The 18,790-nt window shown below is 72.0% G+C and carries 14 protein-coding genes; 8 read left to right on the forward strand and 6 right to left on the reverse strand.

All coding sequences use genetic code 11. From position 1 onward, the window contains the following. Positions 1 to 88 precede the first annotated feature (88 nt). The 3 genes from gltX to B073_RS0133995 all read right to left on the reverse strand — a co-directional run bounded on the left by gltX (position 89) and on the right by B073_RS0133995 (position 2,600). Positions 89 to 1,579 carry a glutamate--tRNA ligase gene (gene gltX / locus B073_RS0133985; RefSeq protein WP_018542534.1) on the reverse strand — a complete coding sequence of 497 codons (1,491 nt, stop codon included), beginning with the start codon at positions 1,577 to 1,579 and terminating at the stop codon, positions 89 to 91. Then, positions 1,572 to 2,333 (reverse strand): fumarylacetoacetate hydrolase family protein, encoded by a 762-nt coding sequence (locus tag B073_RS0133990; protein ID WP_018542535.1) that lies wholly within the window; start codon positions 2,331 to 2,333, stop codon positions 1,572 to 1,574. The genes gltX and B073_RS0133990 overlap by 8 nt, the downstream gene beginning before the upstream one ends. 81 nt (positions 2,334 to 2,414) lie before the next feature. Then, a complete protein-coding gene (locus tag B073_RS0133995) occupies positions 2,415 to 2,600 on the reverse strand; it encodes a hypothetical protein (RefSeq protein ID WP_026247985.1) in 186 nt (61 codons plus the stop codon). Between the two features lie 600 nt (positions 2,601 to 3,200). On the opposite strand from B073_RS0133995, the gene B073_RS0134000 reads away from it, so the two are divergent. The 8 genes from B073_RS0134000 (at position 3,201) to B073_RS0134035 (ending at position 13,612) form a co-directional block, all read left to right on the forward strand. Further along, on the forward strand, positions 3,201 to 6,836 hold the full coding sequence (locus B073_RS0134000) for a nitrate- and nitrite sensing domain-containing protein (RefSeq protein WP_018542537.1): 3,636 nt from the start codon (positions 3,201 to 3,203) through the stop codon (positions 6,834 to 6,836). A 9-nt stretch (positions 6,837 to 6,845) separates the two neighbouring features. Further along, positions 6,846 to 7,259 (forward strand): roadblock/LC7 domain-containing protein, encoded by a 414-nt coding sequence (locus tag B073_RS0134005; protein WP_018087204.1) that lies wholly within the window; start codon positions 6,846 to 6,848, stop codon positions 7,257 to 7,259. A 110-nt stretch (positions 7,260 to 7,369) separates the two neighbouring features. Beyond that, positions 7,370 to 7,780 carry a DUF742 domain-containing protein gene (locus B073_RS0134010; RefSeq protein ID WP_018542538.1) on the forward strand — a complete coding sequence of 137 codons (411 nt, stop codon included), beginning with the start codon at positions 7,370 to 7,372 and terminating at the stop codon, positions 7,778 to 7,780. Beyond that, positions 7,761 to 8,348 carry a GTP-binding protein gene (locus tag B073_RS0134015; RefSeq protein ID WP_018542539.1) on the forward strand — a complete coding sequence of 196 codons (588 nt, stop codon included), beginning with the start codon at positions 7,761 to 7,763 and terminating at the stop codon, positions 8,346 to 8,348. The genes B073_RS0134010 and B073_RS0134015 overlap by 20 nt, the downstream gene beginning before the upstream one ends. A gap of 402 nt (positions 8,349 to 8,750) precedes the next feature. Beyond that, positions 8,751 to 11,918 (forward strand): nitrate- and nitrite sensing domain-containing protein, encoded by a 3,168-nt coding sequence (locus B073_RS0134020; protein ID WP_078508310.1) that lies wholly within the window; start codon positions 8,751 to 8,753, stop codon positions 11,916 to 11,918. 10 nt (positions 11,919 to 11,928) lie between these two features. Then, on the forward strand, positions 11,929 to 12,342 hold the full coding sequence (locus B073_RS0134025; protein WP_018542541.1) for a roadblock/LC7 domain-containing protein: 414 nt from the start codon (positions 11,929 to 11,931) through the stop codon (positions 12,340 to 12,342). A gap of 84 nt (positions 12,343 to 12,426) precedes the next feature. Next, positions 12,427 to 13,053, forward strand: coding sequence for a DUF742 domain-containing protein (locus B073_RS0134030; RefSeq protein WP_018542542.1), 627 nt, complete (start codon positions 12,427 to 12,429; stop codon positions 13,051 to 13,053). After that, entirely contained in the window at positions 13,034 to 13,612 is a 579-nt protein-coding gene (locus tag B073_RS0134035; RefSeq protein ID WP_073447656.1) for a GTP-binding protein, read from the forward strand. Before B073_RS0134030 ends, B073_RS0134035 begins: the two co-directional genes overlap by 20 nt. A 159-nt stretch (positions 13,613 to 13,771) precedes the next feature. On the opposite strand, the gene B073_RS0134040 is transcribed toward B073_RS0134035, so the two are convergent. From B073_RS0134040 to B073_RS0134050, 3 genes are all read right to left on the reverse strand, one after another. Then, entirely contained in the window at positions 13,772 to 13,987 is a 216-nt protein-coding gene (locus tag B073_RS0134040; RefSeq protein ID WP_018542543.1) for an acyl-CoA carboxylase epsilon subunit, read from the reverse strand. A gap of 48 nt (positions 13,988 to 14,035) precedes the next feature. Further along, positions 14,036 to 15,619: an acyl-CoA carboxylase subunit beta gene (locus tag B073_RS0134045; protein WP_018542544.1), complete on the reverse strand. Its 1,584-nt coding sequence runs from the start codon at positions 15,617 to 15,619 to the stop codon at positions 14,036 to 14,038. Positions 15,620 to 15,833: 214 nt separating this feature from the next. Continuing rightward, a complete protein-coding gene (locus tag B073_RS0134050; protein WP_018542545.1) occupies positions 15,834 to 18,239 on the reverse strand; it encodes a polysaccharide lyase 8 family protein in 2,406 nt (801 codons plus the stop codon). Positions 18,240 to 18,790 lie beyond the last annotated feature (551 nt).

The raw sequence follows: 18,790 nt of genomic DNA on the forward strand, positions 1-18,790 counted from the left end.
GAGGGTGTCGTCGATGTCCCAGAGGACGGCGCGGGCCCGGAAGCCGTCACGGCTTCCGGGCCCGGGGTCCCGTGGGGTTGCGGTCGGGTCAGGCGGTGAGCCGGGCCAGGGCCGCGTCGATGCGCTGGAGGGTGCGGTCCTTGCCGAGGATCTCCAGGGACTCGAAGAGGGGGAGGCCGACCGTGCGGCCGGTGACGGCGACCCGGACCGGGGCCTGGGCCTTGCCGAGCTTGAGGCCGTGCTCCTCGCCGGCGGCGAGGACGGCCTGCTTGAGGGGCTCGGGGCCGGCGGTCCAGTCGGCGGCGTCGAGGTTGGCGCGGGCGGTGGTGAGCAGGGCCACCGGGTCGCCCTTCATGGCCTTGGCCCAGGACGCCTCGTCGTCGACCGGCTGCTCACGGAAGAGGAAGTCGACGTTGGCGGTGATCTCGGAGAGGACCGTGAGGCGGGTCTGGGCGTGCGGGGCGATGGCCTCCCACGCGGCCTGGTCGAAGTCCTCGGCGTCCCAGCTGGCGAACGGGGCCCGCAGCCAGGGCTCACAGGCCGCGGCGAAGTCCTTGGGGTCCAGGCGGCGGATGTGCTCGGCGTTGATCGCCTCGGCCTTCTTGAGGTCGAAGCGGGCCGGGTTGGCGTTGACGTCCGCGATGTCGAACTTCTCGATCATCTCGGGGATGGTGAAGATGTCCTGGTCGGCGGAGAACGACCAGCCCAGCAGGGAGAGGTAGTTCAGCAGGCCCTCGGGGAGGAAGCCGCGGTCGCGGTAGAGGTTGAGGCTGGCCTGGGGGTCGCGCTTGGAGAGCTTCTTGTTGCCCTCGCCCATGACGTAGGGGAGGTGGCCGAACTGCGGGATCGCGGTGGCCACGCCCAGCTCGATCAGGGCGCGGTAGAGGGCGATCTGGCGGGGGGTGGAGGAGAGCAGGTCCTCGCCGCGCAGGACGTGGGTGATGCCCATCAGGGCGTCGTCGACCGGGTTGACCAGGGTGTAGAGCGGGGCGCCGTTGGCGCGGACGATGCCGTAGTCCGGGACGTTCTCCGGGGTGAAGGTCAGTTCGCCGCGGACCAGGTCGGTGAAGGTGATCGGCTCGTCGGGCATCCGGAAGCGGATGATGGCGGAGCGGCCCTCGGCCTCGTAGGCGGCCTTCTGCTCGGCGGTCAGCTCGCGGCAGGCGCCGTCGTAGCCGGAGGGCCGGCCGGCCTTGCGGGCGGCCTCGCGGCGGGTGTCGAGCTCCTCGGTGGTGCAGTAGCAGGCGTAGGCGTGGCCGGCGGCGAGCAGCTTCTCGGCGATGTCCTTGTAGCGGTCCATCCGCTGGGACTGGCGGTAGGGGGCGTGCGGGCCGCCGACCTCGGGGCCCTCGTCCCAGTCGAAGCCGAGCCAGTGGAACGCGTCCAGCAGCTGCTGGTAGGACTCCTCGGAGTCGCGGGCCGCGTCGGTGTCCTCGATGCGGAAGACCAGCTTGCCGCCGGTGTGCCGGGCGTAGGCCCAGTTGAACAGGGCGGTACGGACCAGGCCGACGTGCGGGTTGCCGGTCGGGGAGGGACAGAAACGTACGCGGACGGGGGTTCCGGGGGTCGCGTTAGCCACGCTTGATCACCTTGTTGGTGAGAGTGCCGATGCCTTCGATGGTGACGGAGACGGTGTCGCCGTCGTGGAGCGGGCCGACCCCGGCCGGGGTGCCCGTGAGGACGACGTCGCCGGGGAGCAGCGTCATCGCCTCGGTGATGTGGACGATCAGGTCCTCGATCGGGCGGACCATCTCGCTGGTGCGGCCGAGCTGGCGCTGTTCGCCGTTGACCGTGCACTGGATGGTGAGGTCGCTCGGGTCCAGGTCGGTCTCGATCCAGGGGCCCAGGGGGCAGGAGCCGTCGAAGCCCTTGGCGCGGGCCCACTGCTTCTCGCGGCGCTGGACGTCGCGCGCGGTGACGTCGTTGGCGCAGGTGTAGCCGAGGATGACGTCCTTGACCCGCTCGCGGGGCACCTCGCGGCACATCCGGCCGATGACCACGGCCAGTTCCGCCTCGTGGTGCACTTCCTCGGAGAAGGCGGGGTAGGCGAGCGGGTCGCCGTGGCCGATCACCGAGGTGGAGGGCTTGAAGAAGGTGACCGGCGTCTCGGGGACGTCGTTGCCCAGCTCGGCGGCGTGCTCGGCGTAGTTGCGGCCGATGCCGACGACCTTGTTGGGGAGCACGGGCGGCAGCAGCCGCACCTTGTCGAGGGGGACCTTGCGGCCCGAGCGCTCGAATTCCGCGAACGGATGCCCCTTGATGACGTCGAGTTCGTCTCCTTCGAGGACGCCGAAGCCGACGGTGCCGTCGATGGAGAATCTGGCGATGCGCACGGGTTGCCGCTGCCCCTCATGATCATTGGCCGGAGTTGACACTCCAGGCTATCGCGGGGGCATCGGGGCATCGCCGCCCATTTAGGCGGTGACGTCCTGCTTCGGGAGGTCCATGAGGACGGTGCGGCGGGGATTGGCGGTGCTGCGGGGCAGTTCGACGGTGTGCTCCGGGACCTCCGGGGTGCCGAGTTCGTCGGCGTCCTTCAGGTGGGCCAGGGTGGTGCGCCGCGGGTTGGCTATGTTGCGGAACATCATCGTCGTCTTCACTGCGGTATGCCTCGCGTCTGGTCGGGAAAGAGCTGCCGGACGTTGCGTTTTCGGCGGTTGTCGTTTTACGCAACTGTGTAAAGCGTCAGGCTAAGCGGGCTATTCCCTGCGGATCCTCGGGAAAGTCGGCGATCTTCTTGTGAGTTTCCTCACGAGGGGTGTGACATATGCCGCATTTCCCATGATCAACATCCGTGGTCGAAACGGACATTGATGGATTGAACCGCATGTTCCGCTCCTGATCACCGCACCTGGGACAGGGGGCGAGGGCGGTCGACTCGCGGGTAAAAGTCCGAAATCAGGGGGCCGGTCTTCTACCGGTCGTAACGCTTTCCGCACATTGCGTCATCCCGGTCACAGCGGCCGGCTCCGCTCTTGTTGGAGATCCGGCACTGTGCTGGAATTCCACGGACCGCCGCACGATTTCGCCGGCGCGCAGGGGGCGCGAAGGAGCGCCGCGCGGTGGTGCCGCTCTCTCGGCCAGAGAGGGCAGCCCGCCGGTCACTCACGACCGCCATGGGGGACTTCGCGGTTCCCTTCGACTCGACACCGTCCCGCCGTTGACGCGGTGGGACGCCTGGTCCAGAGGTTGCGACGCTAGTGCAGGGACGTTTCAAGAGGGATGGCAACGCTGCGGCGGACCCGGAGCTGCGCGGCGGCACAGACCGCGACCGGACTCCGGGTGAGGACGCCGCGGACGGCGGCAAGCCCAAGAAAAGCCCCAGCGGGCCCGGCAGTCGAATAGCGCTGCGCAACTGGCGCATCAGCACCCGCCTGGTCTCCCTGCTCGCGCTGCCCGTCGTCGCCGCGACGACCCTGGGCGCGCTGCGCGTCAACACCGAGCTGGAGAACATCGACCAGCTCGACAAGATGCAGCTGCTCACCGAGATGACCCGGCAGGCCACCGAGCTGGCCGACGCCCTCCAGGTCGAGCGGGACAAGTCGGCCGGTCCGCTGGCCGGCAGCGGCAACGTCAAGGACGACCAGGGCGTGGTCGCCCCGCGCGAGGCCACCGACCGCGCCAAGGTCTCCTTCAACCAGGCCACCGGCGACATCAAGCCGGACGACGCCACCATGGCCGGCGTGCGCGCCACCGTCCTGGAGATCGGCCGCCAGCTCAACACCCTCAACGAGATCCGCGCCAACGCCTACAAGGACGACGAGAACGTCACGCGGACCGTCACCGCCTACAACCAGCTGATCACCTCCCTGCTGGACCTCTCGCAGGACATGGCGCAGGCCACCAGCAACCCCGAGATGATCCGCAGCACCCGTGCGCTGGCCGCGTTCTCGTCGGCCAAGGAGTACGCGTCGATGCAGCGCGCCCTGGTCAGCGCCGGCCTGGCGCACCCGGGCGGCCCGGAGCTCTCGGCCAACGACCGGCAGGCCGGGCGCACCGCCGAGGACGACGAGAAGGCGGCCCGGGACCGCTTCTCGCAGATCTACAACGGCAACGCCGGCTCGCTCACCCGCGGTCTGGACGGCAACAACGACGAGATCAAGGCCGCCTACGCCTTCGCGCACCGCGCCTTCGCCAGCCCGAACGGCATCCGCAGCCAGGAGTACAAGTACCTGGACTGGTACGACTCCGACACCGTCAAGATCGACGAGATGTCGCGGGTCGAGACCTCGCTGCTCTCCGAGATGGAGCAGAAGTCCCGCGAGCTGCGCAACGCCGCGACCCAGGACGCGATCCTCAACGGTGCGGTGATCCTGCTGGTCCTCGGCATCTCCCTGGTCGGCGCGTTCGTCGTCTCCCGCTCCATGGTCCGTTCGCTGCGCCGGCTGCAGGACACCGCGCAGCGGGTCTCCCAGGACCGGCTGCCCGAGCTGGTCAAGCAGCTGTCCGAGTCCGACCCGCAGGACGTGGACACCTCCGTCGAGTCGGTCGGTGTGCACAGCCGGGACGAGATCGGCCGGGTGGCCGCGGCGTTCGACGAGGTGCACCGCGAGGCGGTCCGGCTCGCCTCCGAGCAGGCGCTGCTGCGGGGCAACGTCAACGCGATGTTCACCAACCTCTCGCGCCGCTCGCAGGGTCTGATCCAGCGTCAGCTCTCGCTGATCTCCGAACTGGAGTCCCGTGAGGCCGACCCGGACCAGCTCTCCTCGCTCTTCAAGCTGGACCACCTCGCCACCCGTATGCGCCGTAACGGCGAGAACCTCCTCGTCCTCGCCGGTGAGGAGCCCGGCCGCCGCTGGACCCGCCCGGTCCCGCTGGTCGACGTGCTCCGCGCCGCCGCGTCCGAGGTGGAGCAGTACGAGCGGATCGAGCTGAGCGCCGTTCCGCAGACCGAGGTCGCCGGCCGGGTCGTCAACGACCTGGTGCACCTGCTGGCCGAGCTGCTGGAGAACGCCACGTCGTTCTCCTCGCCGCAGACCAAGGTCAAGGTGACCGGCCACGCGCTGCCCGACGGCCGCGTCCTGGTCGAGATCCACGACACCGGCATCGGCCTCTCCCCCGAGGACCTGTCGGCGATCAACGAGCGGCTGGCCAGCCCGCCGACCGTGGACGTCTCGGTCTCCCGGCGGATGGGTCTGTTCGTGGTCGGCCGGCTGTCCCTGCGGCACGGCATCCGCATCCAGCTGCGGCCGTCCGACTCCGGCGGCACCACCGCGCTCGTCATGCTGCCGGTCGACGTCGCCCAGGGCGGCAAGAAGCCGGCGCCGAGCACCGCCAAGGGCGGCGGCAAGCCCGAGGGCGGCACGGCCACCAGCCGGCTGGCCGGGCTCCAGCCGCGCGGCCAGGTCGGCTCCGGCTCCGCCGGGCGGCCCGCGCTGCCCGGCCGCGGCGGTGCCCCCGGCGGCGCTCCGAACGCCTTCGGCGCGCCGGCCCCCGGCGGCCGTACCGCACCGTCCGCACCGGGCCGCGGTGCCGACGGGCGGCCCGCGCTGCCGGTGCGCGGCGCGGACGCGGACCGCGGTGCCGACGACGGCCGCACCCCGACCGTGGCGCCGCCCGCCGGCCTGCCCGGCCGCGAGGAGCGGCCGCAGCTGCCGACGCGCGCCGACGGGCCGGCCGAGCTGCCGGGCGGCGGGGCCGGCCGCGGCGCCGCGGACACCGGGCAGCCGGGCGAGGCGCCGCTGGGCGTGCGCCGGGACCGCGGCGGCGACGACGACTGGCCGCTGGCGCCCCGCGAGGCGCAGGACCGGCCACGGGGCCACGAGGAGCCGGAGACCACCGGCGCCTTCGAGCGGCCCGCACCGGCCGCCGGCCCCGGCGACACCGCGGCGTTCCCGCGGCCCGACTTCTTCGGCGGGCAGCGGCCCGGCACGGACGACGCCCCGGCTGCCGGCCGCGAGCCGGCCCGGGCGGCCGAAGGGCCCGGCGAGACGGGGCAGTTCCCGCGGCCCGACGCCGACACGGGACGGTTCCCGCGGCCGGACGCCGACGGCAGGCAGTTCGACACCGGGCAGTTCCCGCAGCCCGACAGCGGACCGTTCTCCCGGCCCGACGCCGGGCAGTTCGACGCCGCGCCGTCGGAGACCACCGGGCAGTTCGAGACCAACGGGCGCTTCGAGACGGGGCAGTTCGAGACCACCGGGCAGTTCCCGCGGCCCGAGGACGAGCGGACGGAGCCGGGCCGGCAGGACCGCCGGCCGGGTGCCGGCCGGGCCCCGGCGGGCCGGGACCCGCTCGGCGACCCGCTGGACACCTCGGACGCCGGACCCGTCGACGACCGCACGCCGATCTTCGACACCATCGAGTCCAACTGGTTCAACACCCCGGCCTCGGCGGCCGCCGGTGTGCCGCCGCTGCCGCGGCGCGGCGCCGGTCAGGAGGGCCAGGACGGCCAGGACCGCACGGGGCAGAACCGCGCGCCCCAGGAGCGCGCCACCCAGGAGCGCGCGCCCCAGGCCGGTGCCGGCCGGGGCGAGACGCCCGCCGGCGGCATACCGGCCGCCGGGGCCCGCACAGGTGCCCCGGCCGACGCCTCCGCGCAGTGGCGCACCTCGCCGAACGACGAGGCGTGGCGGCAGGCGGAGCAGATCCGCCAGCCGGCCTCGGGCGGGGTCACCACGTCCGGGCTGCCCCGCCGGGTGCCGCGCGCCAACCTCGTCGCCGGCACGGCGCAGCAGCAGGCCCCGCAGAACGGTCCGCAGGTCTCCCGCGCGCCCAGCGACGTGCGCGGCCGGCTGACCAATCTCCGCCGGGGCATCCAGCAGGGCCGGCAGGCCGGGACGTCGTCCACCGGCAACCACGGCATTGTCGATCCCACTCACCAGCAGGAGCGTTAGTTGAGTCCGATGAGCCAGGCGGCGCAGAACCTGAACTGGTTGATCACCAACTTCGTGGACAACACCCCCGGGGTGTCCCACACGGTCGTGGTCTCCGCGGACGGTCTGCTCCTCGCCATGTCCGAGGGCTTCCCCCGGGACCGTGCCGACCAGTTGGCGGCGGTGGCCTCCGGTCTGACGTCGCTGACCTCCGGCGCGTCCCGCATCTTCGAGGGCGGGAGCGTCAACCAGACGGTGGTGGAGATGGAGCGCGGCTTCCTCTTCATCATGTCGGTCTCCGACGGGTCGTCGCTGGCCGTACTGGCGCACCCGGAGTGCGACATCGGCCTCGTCGGCTACGAGATGGCCCTGCTGGTCGACCGTGCGGGCACCGTCCTTACGCCCGATCTGCGTGCGGAACTCCAGGGCAGTCTGCTGAACTGAGTGCCGGCGGCGTCCGCAGCGCCGCCGCGCCGGTAACCCCTCATCCATCCACGCCGTACCCCCCACCGGCCCAACCCGACGACACGTCAGTTGTCCCGTCCGGAGGACCCATGACCCCGCCACCCGCCACTTCCGGCCCGTACGGCGCCTACAGCCCCGCGCCGTACGGGAGCGAAGGTGACCAGCCGCTGGTGCGCCCCTACGCCATGACCGGAGGCCGGACCCGGCCGCGCTACCAGCTCGCCATAGAGGCGCTGGTCAGCACCACGGCCGACCCCTCCCAGCTGCCCGGGCTGCTGCCCGAGCACCAGCGGATCTGCCACCTGTGCCGCGAGGTGAAGTCGGTGGCGGAGGTCTCCGCGCTGCTGCACATCCCGCTCGGCGTGGCCCGGATTCTCGTGGCGGACCTGGCGGAGGCCGGGATGGTGGCGATCCACCAGCCGGGCGGCAGCGGCGAGGCGGGCGGCACGCCGGACGTGACGCTGCTGGAGAGGGTGCTCAGTGGACTTCGCAAGCTCTGACCCCGGCCAGAGCCCGGCCCGCGCCACGACCTCGGCGAAGATCGTGGTGGCGGGCGGCTTCGGCGTGGGCAAGACCACGTTCGTCGGGGCCGTCTCGGAGATCAACCCGCTGCGCACGGAGGCCGTGATGACCTCCGCGTCGGCGGGCATCGACGATCTCAGCCACGTCCAGGACAAGACGACCACCACCGTGGCGATGGACTTCGGCCGGATCACCCTGGACGAGGACCTGATCCTCTACCTCTTCGGTACGCCGGGCCAGGACCGCTTCTGGTTCATGTGGGACGACCTGGTGCGCGGCGCCATCGGCGCGGTGGTCCTGGTCGACACCCGCCGCCTGGCCGACTGCTTCCCGGCCGTGGACTACTTCGAGAACAGCGGCCTGCCCTTCGTCATCGCCCTCAACGGCTTTGAAGGACACCAGCCCCACACCCCGGACGAGGTCCGCGAGGCCCTCCAGATCGGGCCGGGGACGCCCATCGTCACCACCGACGCGCGGCACCGCGCGGAGGCCAAGAGCACGCTCATCACGCTCGTCGAGCACGCGCTGATGGCCCGCCTCCGGTAGTGCCGGCCGGACGGCCCGCCCCGCCATCGGGTGTGGGCCGTACGGCAGTTGTTCCCGGGGGTCCCTCACCCCTGCCCGGACGCGGTTCCGGCCGCCGGGCCCGGTGATCTGTGTCCTTCGACACGCCCGTAAAGGGCTTCATAACGTTTCGACAGTGAATCGGCTCGCTTTCGACACCGCACGCGCATGTCCGGCTTCGCTGCGCTCACATTTCTCCCGCCTTTTGCCGCGCCTCGCCCTTAACGCCCCTTTTATCTGGCGCTTTTCAAGGGCCTCTCCGGCCGTTCCCAGTGTTTGGAACGCACCGCCCTGACGTGCTGAAATTCGCTGAACTCCGGAGTAGTAACGCCCAGAAGAAACGGCACTGCATACCCGTGCCGTCGCCGAGAGGTTGTTGGTCGAGTGAGGCGAGGCACGACGAGCCCCGAGCCGCAGGAACCGCGGCGGGGCAACTTCACGCCGCCCCCCCGTGAGGGCGGCGCACCGGCTTCCGACGCGCCCGATAACCCGGTCGCGAAGCCTCCCGTCAGCGGCGGCAAGTACTCTCCGCGCAACTGGCGGGTGGCCACCCGCCTGAACGCCATTCTGCTGATCCCCGTCCTGGTGGGCCTGGTCTTCGGCGGACTGCGCGTCAACAACTCCTTCGGCACCTGGCAGGACGCCCAGGACGCGGAGAACACCGCGAAGCTCGTGCGCGCCGCGCTTTCCTACAGCAACGCCCTCATCGACGAGCGGGACCGCACCGCCGCCCCGCTGCTGAAGGGCCGCACGGACGACCCGGTCGTCCAGGAGGCCCGGGACACCACCGACCAGGCCGCCCAGGCGTTCCACGAGGCGGCCAAGAGCATGCCGGACAAGCCGGGCCTGAAGCGCCGGCTCGCGCTGTTCCAGAAGACCGAGCCCAAGCTGGCACCGCTGCGCCAGGCCGCCTTCACCGCCAAGCTGCACGCCGTGCAGACCGAAGAGGGTTATGTCGAGATCCAGCACCCGCTGATGGAGTTCGCCAACGAACTCGGCCTCGGCACCGGCAACATCACCTCCTACGGGCGCACCGTCTACGCCGTCGCACTGGCGAAGGCCGCCGAGTCGCTGACCCGCTCGATCGGCACCCACCTGCTCGTCGACCCGGCGTCCCCGCAGGGCGGCAAGGAGCACAAGCAACAGCTGACCGCGTTCGCGTCGTACCGCTACCTGGAGGGCATCGCCATCGGCGAGTACACCTCCGGCGGCACGCCCGACGACGTGACGCGGCTGAAGGACGATGCGGCCAGGCTCCAGCAGGCGGCGCAGCAACAGACCGCCCGCGCGAAGTCGCAGGCGGAGGCGGCCGGCCGGACCTTCCGCACACCGCCGTCGCTGGACCAGATGACCACCCTGATCGCCTCCGGCGCGGCGCCGGACCAGCTGGCCGCCAAGGGCGTCACCCCGGAGGCGTACTTCCAGGCGTCCACCGGCAAGTTCGACATGTACCGGGGCATCGAGAAGGACCTGGCCGACAAGGCCGTGAACGAGGCCGGGCAGATCTCCTCGGACGCCAAGTGGTCCACCTTCCAGGACTCCGGCATCGTGCTGGCCGCGCTGATCGTCGCGTTCGTCGTGGCCGGGCTGATGGCCCGCCGGATGAGCCGCAACATGCGGGCCCTGCGCAACGCGGCCTTCGGCGTCGCCGAGCAGCGGCTGCCGATGCTGGTCGACCAGCTCTCCCGCACCGACCCGGGCCGGGTCGACACCCGCGTGGCGCCGATCCCGATCGCCACCACCGACGAGATCGGCGAGGTCGCCCGCGCCTTCGACCAGGTGCACCGGGAGGCGGTCCGGCTCGCCGCCGAGCAGGCGCTGCTGCGCGGCAACGTCAACGCGATCTTCACCAACCTCTCCAGCCGCAACCAGGGCCTGATCGAGCGCCAGTTGGAGCTGATCACCCACCTGGAGAACAACGAGGCCGACCCGGACCAGCTGGAGAACCTCTTCCGGCTCGACCACCTCGCCACGCGCATGCGCCGCAACGGCGAGAACCTCCTGATCCTCGCCGGCGAGGAGCCGGGCCGCCGGTGGAACCAGCCGGTCCCGCTGATCGACGTGCTGCGGGCGGCCACCTCCGAGGTCGAGTCGTACGAGCGAATAGAGCTCAGCGGCGTCCCGGAGAGCGACATCCACGGCACCGCGGTCACCGACCTGATCCACCTGCTGTCCGAGCTGCTGGAGAACGCCACCACGTTCTCCTCGCCGCAGACCAAGGTGAAGGTGGCCGCGACCCGGCTGCCGGACGGCCGGATCATGATCGAGATCCACGACAAGGGCATCGGGCTGACCCCCGAGGACTTCTCGGACATCAACCACAAACTGGCCAACCCGCCGAGCGTGGACGCCGCGATCTCCCAGCGGATGGGCCTGTTCGTGGTCGGCCGGCTGGCCGACCGGCACGGCATCCGCGTCCAGCTGCGCCCCTCGGGCGAGCAGGCCGGCACCACGTCGCTGGTCATGCTGCCGGAGGCGATCACCCACGGCGGTGGCGGCGACGAGCAGTTCGACGACACCTTCACGGTCTCCCGGATCGTCCCCGAGCACCAGCAGCAGGGGGCGTACGAGGCGGGCCAGCGCACCGCGGCCGAGCTGGGCTTCGACGACGGCTTCGACGCGCACGGCGGTCCCGCCGCCGGGCTGGACCCGGTGGGCCGCTCCCTGCTGCGCGAGGAGCGCCGGGCGGCCCTGGAGGCCCAGACGGCCGTCGGCCAGCCCGCGCCGGGACCGGTGGACGAGCGGCCGCTGTTCCGCGACGAGCCGTCCGCCGGCGGCCACGACCACCGCGCGGTGTACGAGGACCACCGCGCGGTGTACGAGGACCACGGCGCGGCGTACGAGGGCAACCACGCGCCCTATGCGGAGCCCGTTGCGCCGTATGCGGAGCCCGGCGCGCCGCTCTACGACGATCGCTCCTCCGGTGTCGACGCGTTCGGTACGCCCGCGCCCGCGGAGACCACCGGGCAGTTCTACGCCCCGCAGGACACCGGCGCGCCCGGCGGCTGGGCCGAACCACCTGCGCACGAGGGGCACTTCGGAACCGAAGCGGAATCTGACCGGAATCCGCCTCCCGCTCCCGCTGATGCGTCCGAGCGCGTAACATTCGAGCGTCCCGGCCCGACCGCGAGCGTGATCCACTCGCTGACCGACGCTGGCCTTCCGCGCCGCGGAGCCGGCTCGCCGCACGGTCAGCAGGAGCCCGCAGCGGAGCCCGGCCAGGACGACGGCTCCGCCTGGCGCAGCGAGAACGACGATCGCTGGCAGCGGGCGGGCCGACTGCGCCAGCCGTCGGCCGGCGGGGTCACCGCTTCCGGCCTCCCCCGGCGGGTGCCCAAGGCCAACCTGGTCGAGGGCACCGCGGAGCAGAGTGCGCAGGGCGGCCCCCAGGTCTCCCGCGCTCCGGAGGACGTCCGCGGAAGGCTGAGCAATCTGCGCCGCGGTGTCCAGCAGGGGCGCAGCGCCGGCACCGGCACGGACCCCTCCTCGGGGGTCCCCCAGAATGACCAACAGGGCTTCGGCCCCGGCAGCACCTACGATCAGGAGCGTTAGTGTGAGCCCGATGAGCCAGGCGGCGCAGAATCTGAACTGGTTGATCACCAACTTCGTGGAGAACACCCCCGGGGTGTCCCACACGGTCGTGGTCTCCGCGGACGGTCTCCTTCTCGCGATGTCCGAGGGCTTCCCCCGGGACAGAGCCGATCAGCTGGCGGCGGTGGCCTCCGGCCTGACGTCGCTGACCTCCGGCGCGTCCCGCATCTTCGAGGGCGGCAGCGTCAACCAGACGGTGGTGGAGATGGAGCGCGGCTTCCTCTTCATCATGTCGGTCTCCGACGGGTCGTCGCTGGCCGTACTGGCGCACCCGGAGTGCGACATCGGCCTCGTCGGCTACGAGATGGCCCTGCTGGTCGATCGCGCGGGCACCGTCCTGACGCCCGATCTGCGTGCGGAACTGCAGGGCAGCCTTCTCAACTAGCAGACAGGCAGTGCGTTTCCCGCCACCGCGCCATAGGGTTCGGTGGCGCGACCGGCGTCAGACAGGCAAGTTGGAGGAGGAGACGTGGCAACGCCCCCGAGCGGCTACCCGTATGGATCCGGACAGCAGTCCGGCCCCCAGGGCGATACCCATCACAACCGCTTCAACTTCCCGTCTGCGCCCAGCCGCAGGCCGCAGCGGCCCCAGCCGCCGCAGCAGCCGCAGCGCCCCGCTCAGCAGCAGGGCCCGTACGGTCCGCCCTACGGGCCGTCCGAGCCGTCGCCGTACGACCAGCCGCAGGCACCGCGCATCCAGCCGGTGCAGCCGCCGCGGCCGGCGCCCGAGCCCACCGCCCCCACGGGGGGTGCGCACAACCCGCTCGTGCGGCCGTACGCGATGACCGGAGGCCGGACCCGGCCGCGCTACCAGCTCGCCATCGAGGCGCTGGTCAGCACGACCGCCGATCCCGCGAAGCTGCAGGGCCAGCTGCCGGAGCACCAGCGCATCTGCCACCTCTGCCGCGAGATCAAATCAGTGGCCGAGATCTCGGCCCTCCTCTCCATCCCCCTCGGCGTCGCCCGGATCCTCGTCGCCGACCTGGCAGAGGCCGGACTCGTCGCCATCCATCAGCCCGGCGGGGACGAGACCGCCGGTGGACAGCCAGATGTGACACTGCTCGAAAGGGTGCTCAGTGGACTTCGCAAGCTCTAGCGGTGCAGCCCGCTCCACCACCTCGGCGAAGATCGTGGTGGCGGGCGGCTTCGGCGTGGGCAAGACCACGTTCGTCGGGGCCGTCTCAGAGATCAATCCGCTGCGTACCGAAGCCGTGATGACCTCCGCGTCGGCGGGGATCGACGACCTCACGCACGCGCCGGACAAGACCACCACGACCGTGGCCATGGACTTCGGCCGGATCACCCTGGACCAGGACCTGATCCTGTACCTCTTCGGTACGCCGGGCCAGGACCGCTTCTGGTTCATGTGGGACGACCTGGTGCGCGGCGCCATCGGCGCGGTGGTGCTCGTGGACACCCGCCGCCTGGCCGACTGCTTCCCGGCCGTGGACTACTTCGAGAACAGCGGCCTGCCCTTCGTCATCGCCCTCAACGGCTTCGACGGGCACCAGCCCTACACCCCGGACGAGGTCCGTGAGGCCCTCCAGATCGGTCCGGACGCCCCGATCATCACCACCGACGCCCGGCACCGCAGCGAGGCCAAGAGCGCGCTCATCACGCTCGTGGAGCACGCGCTGATGGCCCGCCTCCGGTAGCGCCGGCCGGCGCGGCTCTCCGGCGCGCCCAGCCGTACGACGAAAGGCCCCCGCACACCTGCCAGGTGCGGGGGCCTTCGGCTTGGCCGTCATGGGCTGCGCGAAGGGCCCGTGGGGAGCGCCGAAACGCTCCCCACGGGCCCTACCGTCGTGCGGGTGTCAGCGCTGCCAGCTGGTGGCGCCGTGGAAGCCCTGCTGACGCTCCAGGCGGCGCCAGCGGGCGGCCGAGGCACGCGGGCCGGGGACGGCCGACGGGCGGTGCGCGGCGCGGGCCAGGAGGACGGCGGTCAGCGCGGCCAGCTCCTCCTCGCTGGCCTGGCCCTTCTCGACGCGGATGGGAGCGTCGGTGACGGCACTGCTGGGGGCAGTATTCACTGCGGTCTCGATTCTCCGAATGGGTCCGATGTAAGGGGTGGCGGTGGATTACTGCGGCGGGTTGCCGTGCTTGCGGGCCGGCAGGTCCGCGTGCTTGGTGCGCAGCATCTCCAGGGCGCGGATGAGGGTGTGGCGGGTCTCGGCGGGGTCGATGACGTCGTCGACCAGGCCGCGCTCGGCCGCGTAGTACGGGTGCATCAGCTCGGACTTGTACTCCTTGACCATGCGGGTGCGCATGGCCTCGGAGTCGTCGGCCTCGGCGATCTGCTTGCGGAAGATGACGTTGGCGGCGCCCTCCGCGCCCATCACCGCGATCTCGTTGGTGGGCCAGGCGTAGGTCAGGTCGGCGCCGATGGACTGCGAGTCCATGACGATGTAGGCGCCGCCGTACGCCTTGCGCAGCACGATGGAGATCCGCGGGACGGTGGCGTTGCAGTACGCGTAGAGCAGCTTGGCGCCGTGCCGGATGATGCCGCCGTGCTCCTGGTCGACGCCGGGCAGGAAGCCGGGAACGTCCAGCAGCGTGACGAGCGGGATGTTGAAGGCGTCGCACATCTGGACGAAGCGGGCGGCCTTCTCGGACGCCTCGATGTCCAGGACGCCGGCCAGCGACTGCGGCTGGTTGGCGATGATGCCCACCACCCGGCCGTCGAAGCGGGACAGCGCGCAGATGATGTTGGTGGCCCAGCGCTCGTGGACTTCGAGGTACTCGCCGTCGTCGACGATCTCCTCGATGACCTTGCGCATGTCGTAGGGGCGGTTGCCGTCGGCCGGGACCAGGTCCAGCAGCGCGTCGCCGGAGCGGTCGGCGGGGTCCTCGCAGGCCACCACCGGCGGGTTCTCCCGGTTGTTGGCCGGGAGGAGGGAGAGCAGGTAGCGGACCTCCTCCAGGCAGGTCACCTCGTCGTCGTAGGCGAAGTGGCACACCCCGGAGGTCTCGGCGTGCACGTCGGCCCCGCCCAGGCCGTTCTGGGTGATCTCCTCACCGGTCACCGCACGTACCACGTCCGGCCCGGTGATGAACATCTGCGAGGTGTCGCGGACCATGAAGACGAAGTCCGTCAGGGCCGGCGAGTACGCGGCGCCGCCGGCGCACGGGCCGAGCATCACGCTTATCTGCGGGATGACGCCGGACGCCTTGGTGTTGCGCTGGAAGATGCCGCCGTAGCCGGCGAGCGCGGAGACGCCCTCCTGGATGCGGGCGCCGGCGCCGTCGTTGAGGGAGACCAGCGGGGCACCGGCCTGGATGGCCATGTCCATGATCTTGTGGATCTTGGTGGCGTGCGCCTCGCCCAGCGCGCCGCCGAAGATCCGGAAGTCGTGTGCGTAGACGAAGACGGTCCGGCCGTGGACCGTGCCCCAGCCCGTGATCACGCCGTCCGTGTACGGCTTCTTGGCCTCCAGCCCGAAACCGGTGGCCCGGTGCCGGCGCAGCGGCTCGACCTCGTTGAAGGAACCCTCGTCCAGCAGCAGGTCGATCCGCTCGCGCGCCGTCAGCTTGCCCTTGGCACGCTGCGCTTCGGTGGCTCGCTCGCTGGGGCCTCGCCGCACCTGCTCACGGATCGCGTGCAGTTCGGCGACGCGCCCGCGGGCGTCGGTGGCACCGGCGGGCACATCTTCGACAGTGGTCATGTATCGACGGTACGTGGGCGAGGGCCCACACACCGATGTCGGTTTCGTACAACGTCGGGCGCGATTTCGTGGGCAGGCGGTACAGAACCACGCTGCCCGAGGCCCGACTGCCGGGCGCTGACGGGGTGGACACGGTGTCCAGCGTCTGTACGGTGCCGACAAACCCCGGCCGGGTGACGTTGTGCCGGTCGGAGGCCGGCCGAGGTGCCGGTGATCAGCGCAGCAGCACGGTGCAGCGGTGGGTGGCACAGGCCGTGCCGGGGGCCAGCCGCAGCCGGAGCCCGGCGCCGGCGGTCAGCACCTCGACCGCCGGGTCGTGGCCCAGGACCGCGCGGACCGGCCGGGACCAGGTGATCTCCAGGGCCTCGCCGGTACGGGTGGGGGCCGCGGCGCACACCGTCGCGGTACGGCCCCGGCGGCCGGGGGCGCGCCGTTCGCGGACCAGCACACTGGCGGGGCCGTCCACGGCGAGCGGGCCCGCGGCGCCGGCCCGCCAGAAGTTGGCGGCGGTTACGCCGAGCGGGTCCACGGCGATCGCCTGGCGGCCGGCGTCGTTGGCGAGGACGGTGAGCCAGTGCCGGTCGGCGGCCCGGGCGGCGACGGTGCCGCGCGTGGCGCCGGGCATCAGCAGGTAGGCGTAGCCGGCATCGGTGGGGTCGGTGCCGTGGTCGTGCCAGAGGGTGAGGTAGCGGCGGGTGTACGGGTCGCAGGTGGACGTGGTGTTGATGTCGGACCAGCGGCCGGTGCGGTCCTCGCGCAGGACGTGCAGGGCGGCTCCGCCGGGGGGTCCGGGAAAGACCCAGCCGCCGTGGCCGTCGAGGTGGGCCCAGCGGGCGCGCCGGAAGACGGTGGTGCGGCCGGGGGCGGCGGGCCGGCGGGTGCCGTCGACGGTGAGGGCGGCGGTGCCCCGCTCCCCCAGGTTGCGGTTGTCGACGACGGTCTCGGCGGGGACGCCGTCGCGGGAGGTGATGCCGGCGCCGAGGCAGACCACGCAGTCGTCGAGGGCGAACCAGGACTTCCGGGCGGTGAGGGTGGAGGCCAGGCCGCGCAGGTGCTGGCCGAGGGCGGCGTAGCTGCCGTCGGTGGTGCCGCCGACCCAGCGGACGTCGGGTTTGGGCTCGCCCCAGCCGCCGCCCTCGTTGTCGGCGAGGCGCTTGGTGGAGACGGTGGTGCCGGGCAGCCGGTAGGGGTCGACGGTGGGCCAGAAGGCGTCGGTGTACTGGTCGCCGGCCCGGCCCGCGGGCCACCAGTAGAGCATTCCGGAGCCGGTGTGCCAGCCGTGGCGGTTCTCGCCGTTGCCGTTCTCGTAGTGGGTGATGCGGTTCGAGGCCATGGCGAGCCCGGCGGTCCAGCCCGGGCGGCGGTGCACGGCGCGGTCCATGGCGGGGAAGAGCCGGTGGCCGACGGGTTCGGGGGCGGCGGGTGCGGGGCCGGCGTCGATGGCGGCGAGTCGGGCGAGGTCGGCGACGGTGTACTGGCGGTCGGTGAGGACCGGCAGGGTGCGGTCACGGACGATCCACCCCTTGATCATGGCGTGCCAGCGGTCCCGTTCCGCGGTGCTCGCACCCTCGGCGAGCAGCGCGATGGCGGCGATGACGGCGTGGCCGTGGCGGTGGTCGCTGTGCAGCAGCCGGCGTTCGTCGGCACGCAGGTAACCACGGCTGACGGCACGGCCGTTGACGCTGTCCATCATCAGGCCGTCGTGGAGCAGCGGGGCGTAGGCGTGCTCGACGCTGTCGAGGACGATCTGCCGGCCGGGGTCGGTGACCTCCCAGGCGGAGCCGCGCAGCAGGGTGAACAGGCGGCCCAGGCCGTCGAGGAGGACCGCGCCGTAGGTGCCGGAGTAGGCGACCCAGCTGTGCTGGACGAACGAGCCGTCGGCGTAGAGGCCGTCGCCGTGGGTGACGTAGGGGAAGACCGGGGAGAGGGCGTCGCGGGCGAGCGCGAGCTTGGCGGGCGCGCGCCCGAGGACGCCGCGGACGGCGACGACCCGGCAGAGGTCGACGCGGTTGGCGCCGGTACTGGTGCCGGTGTAGGCGCCGAGGGCGCTCTCCGGGACGAAGTGGTCGACGGCGGCCAGACAGCGGGCGCGGAGGTCGTCACCGGTGCCGCCGGGGAGGTACTCGTCGAGGACCGCGAGGGTGTCGAGGAGGAGCCTGGGACTGCCGATCTGCCATTCCCACCAGTTGCCGTAAGGCGTGGTGGCGGGGTGGTAGACGGTGCGGTCGAGATGGTCCAAACCGGCGGTGACGGCGGCGGCGAGGTCCCGGTCACCGGTACGGCCGGTGCCGGGCTGGGCCCAGGCCAGCGCCATGGTGGCGAGGCGGCCGTAGCTGCGGGTGATGCCGGCGGGCGGATCGTACGGACAGTCCGCCCACAGCGAGTGGGGCTCCGGGCGCATACCGGCCGCGTGGCGGCCGGCGAGTTCGCCCGTCTCGCGGAGGACGGCGGCGTACGGGGCGGCGGCCGGGTCGAACCCGGCGCCGAGGGTCAGCCCGCACCAGCGGGCCCGTAGGGCCCGGAAAGGGTCCGGGGGCTCCCCGGCTACGGCCGACGCCGTGGCGGCCTGCCCCGCGCCGATGGCGGCGGTCGCCGCGAGGAACTCCCGCCGTGACCACATCTGTTGGCCCTCCCACGTTGTCGGCCTTCCCGCCGCGCGGGTTCGCTTTGTTGCGCCTTCGGCGCATCGGGTCCGCTGCGCGGGGCTTTCGGGTGCGGTGACGGTCCTCCGGGGCCGGTGTGCAGGACTGCTGCGCTTTACGCTCCGCTGCGCTCCGCCTTTGCTCTTATTCGAGCCTTCGGAAGCAAAGCCCTGCACACCGGCCCCTCCGGCCCGTCCCCTCCCGTTGTGGTGGGTGAAAACGGCCGGTGGGGGTGAACGTAGACCCTCGACCGCGCGCAGTCGACCACCCGCGTCCGCCCCCACCCACCGGATTCATGACCACCCACGGGAGGGGACGGGTCGGAGGGGCAGGGGGTGTGTCCGGACGTAAAGCGAAGCAGTCCGGACACACCCCCTGCCCCGGAGGCCCGGCACCGCGGCCGAAAAGCCCCGCGCAGCGGACAACGATCCCGCCGTCGGGCGGGCAACGCGCCGCAGGCGCAACGGCGGGCTACCCCTCCGGGGTAACGCCCGCGCGCAGCAACCCATACGCGTACGCGTCATCCAGC

Source organism: Streptomyces sp. MspMP-M5, from assembly GCF_000373585.1.
In the GTDB taxonomy this organism is placed as follows: Bacteria; Actinomycetota; Actinomycetes; order Streptomycetales; family Streptomycetaceae; genus Streptomyces.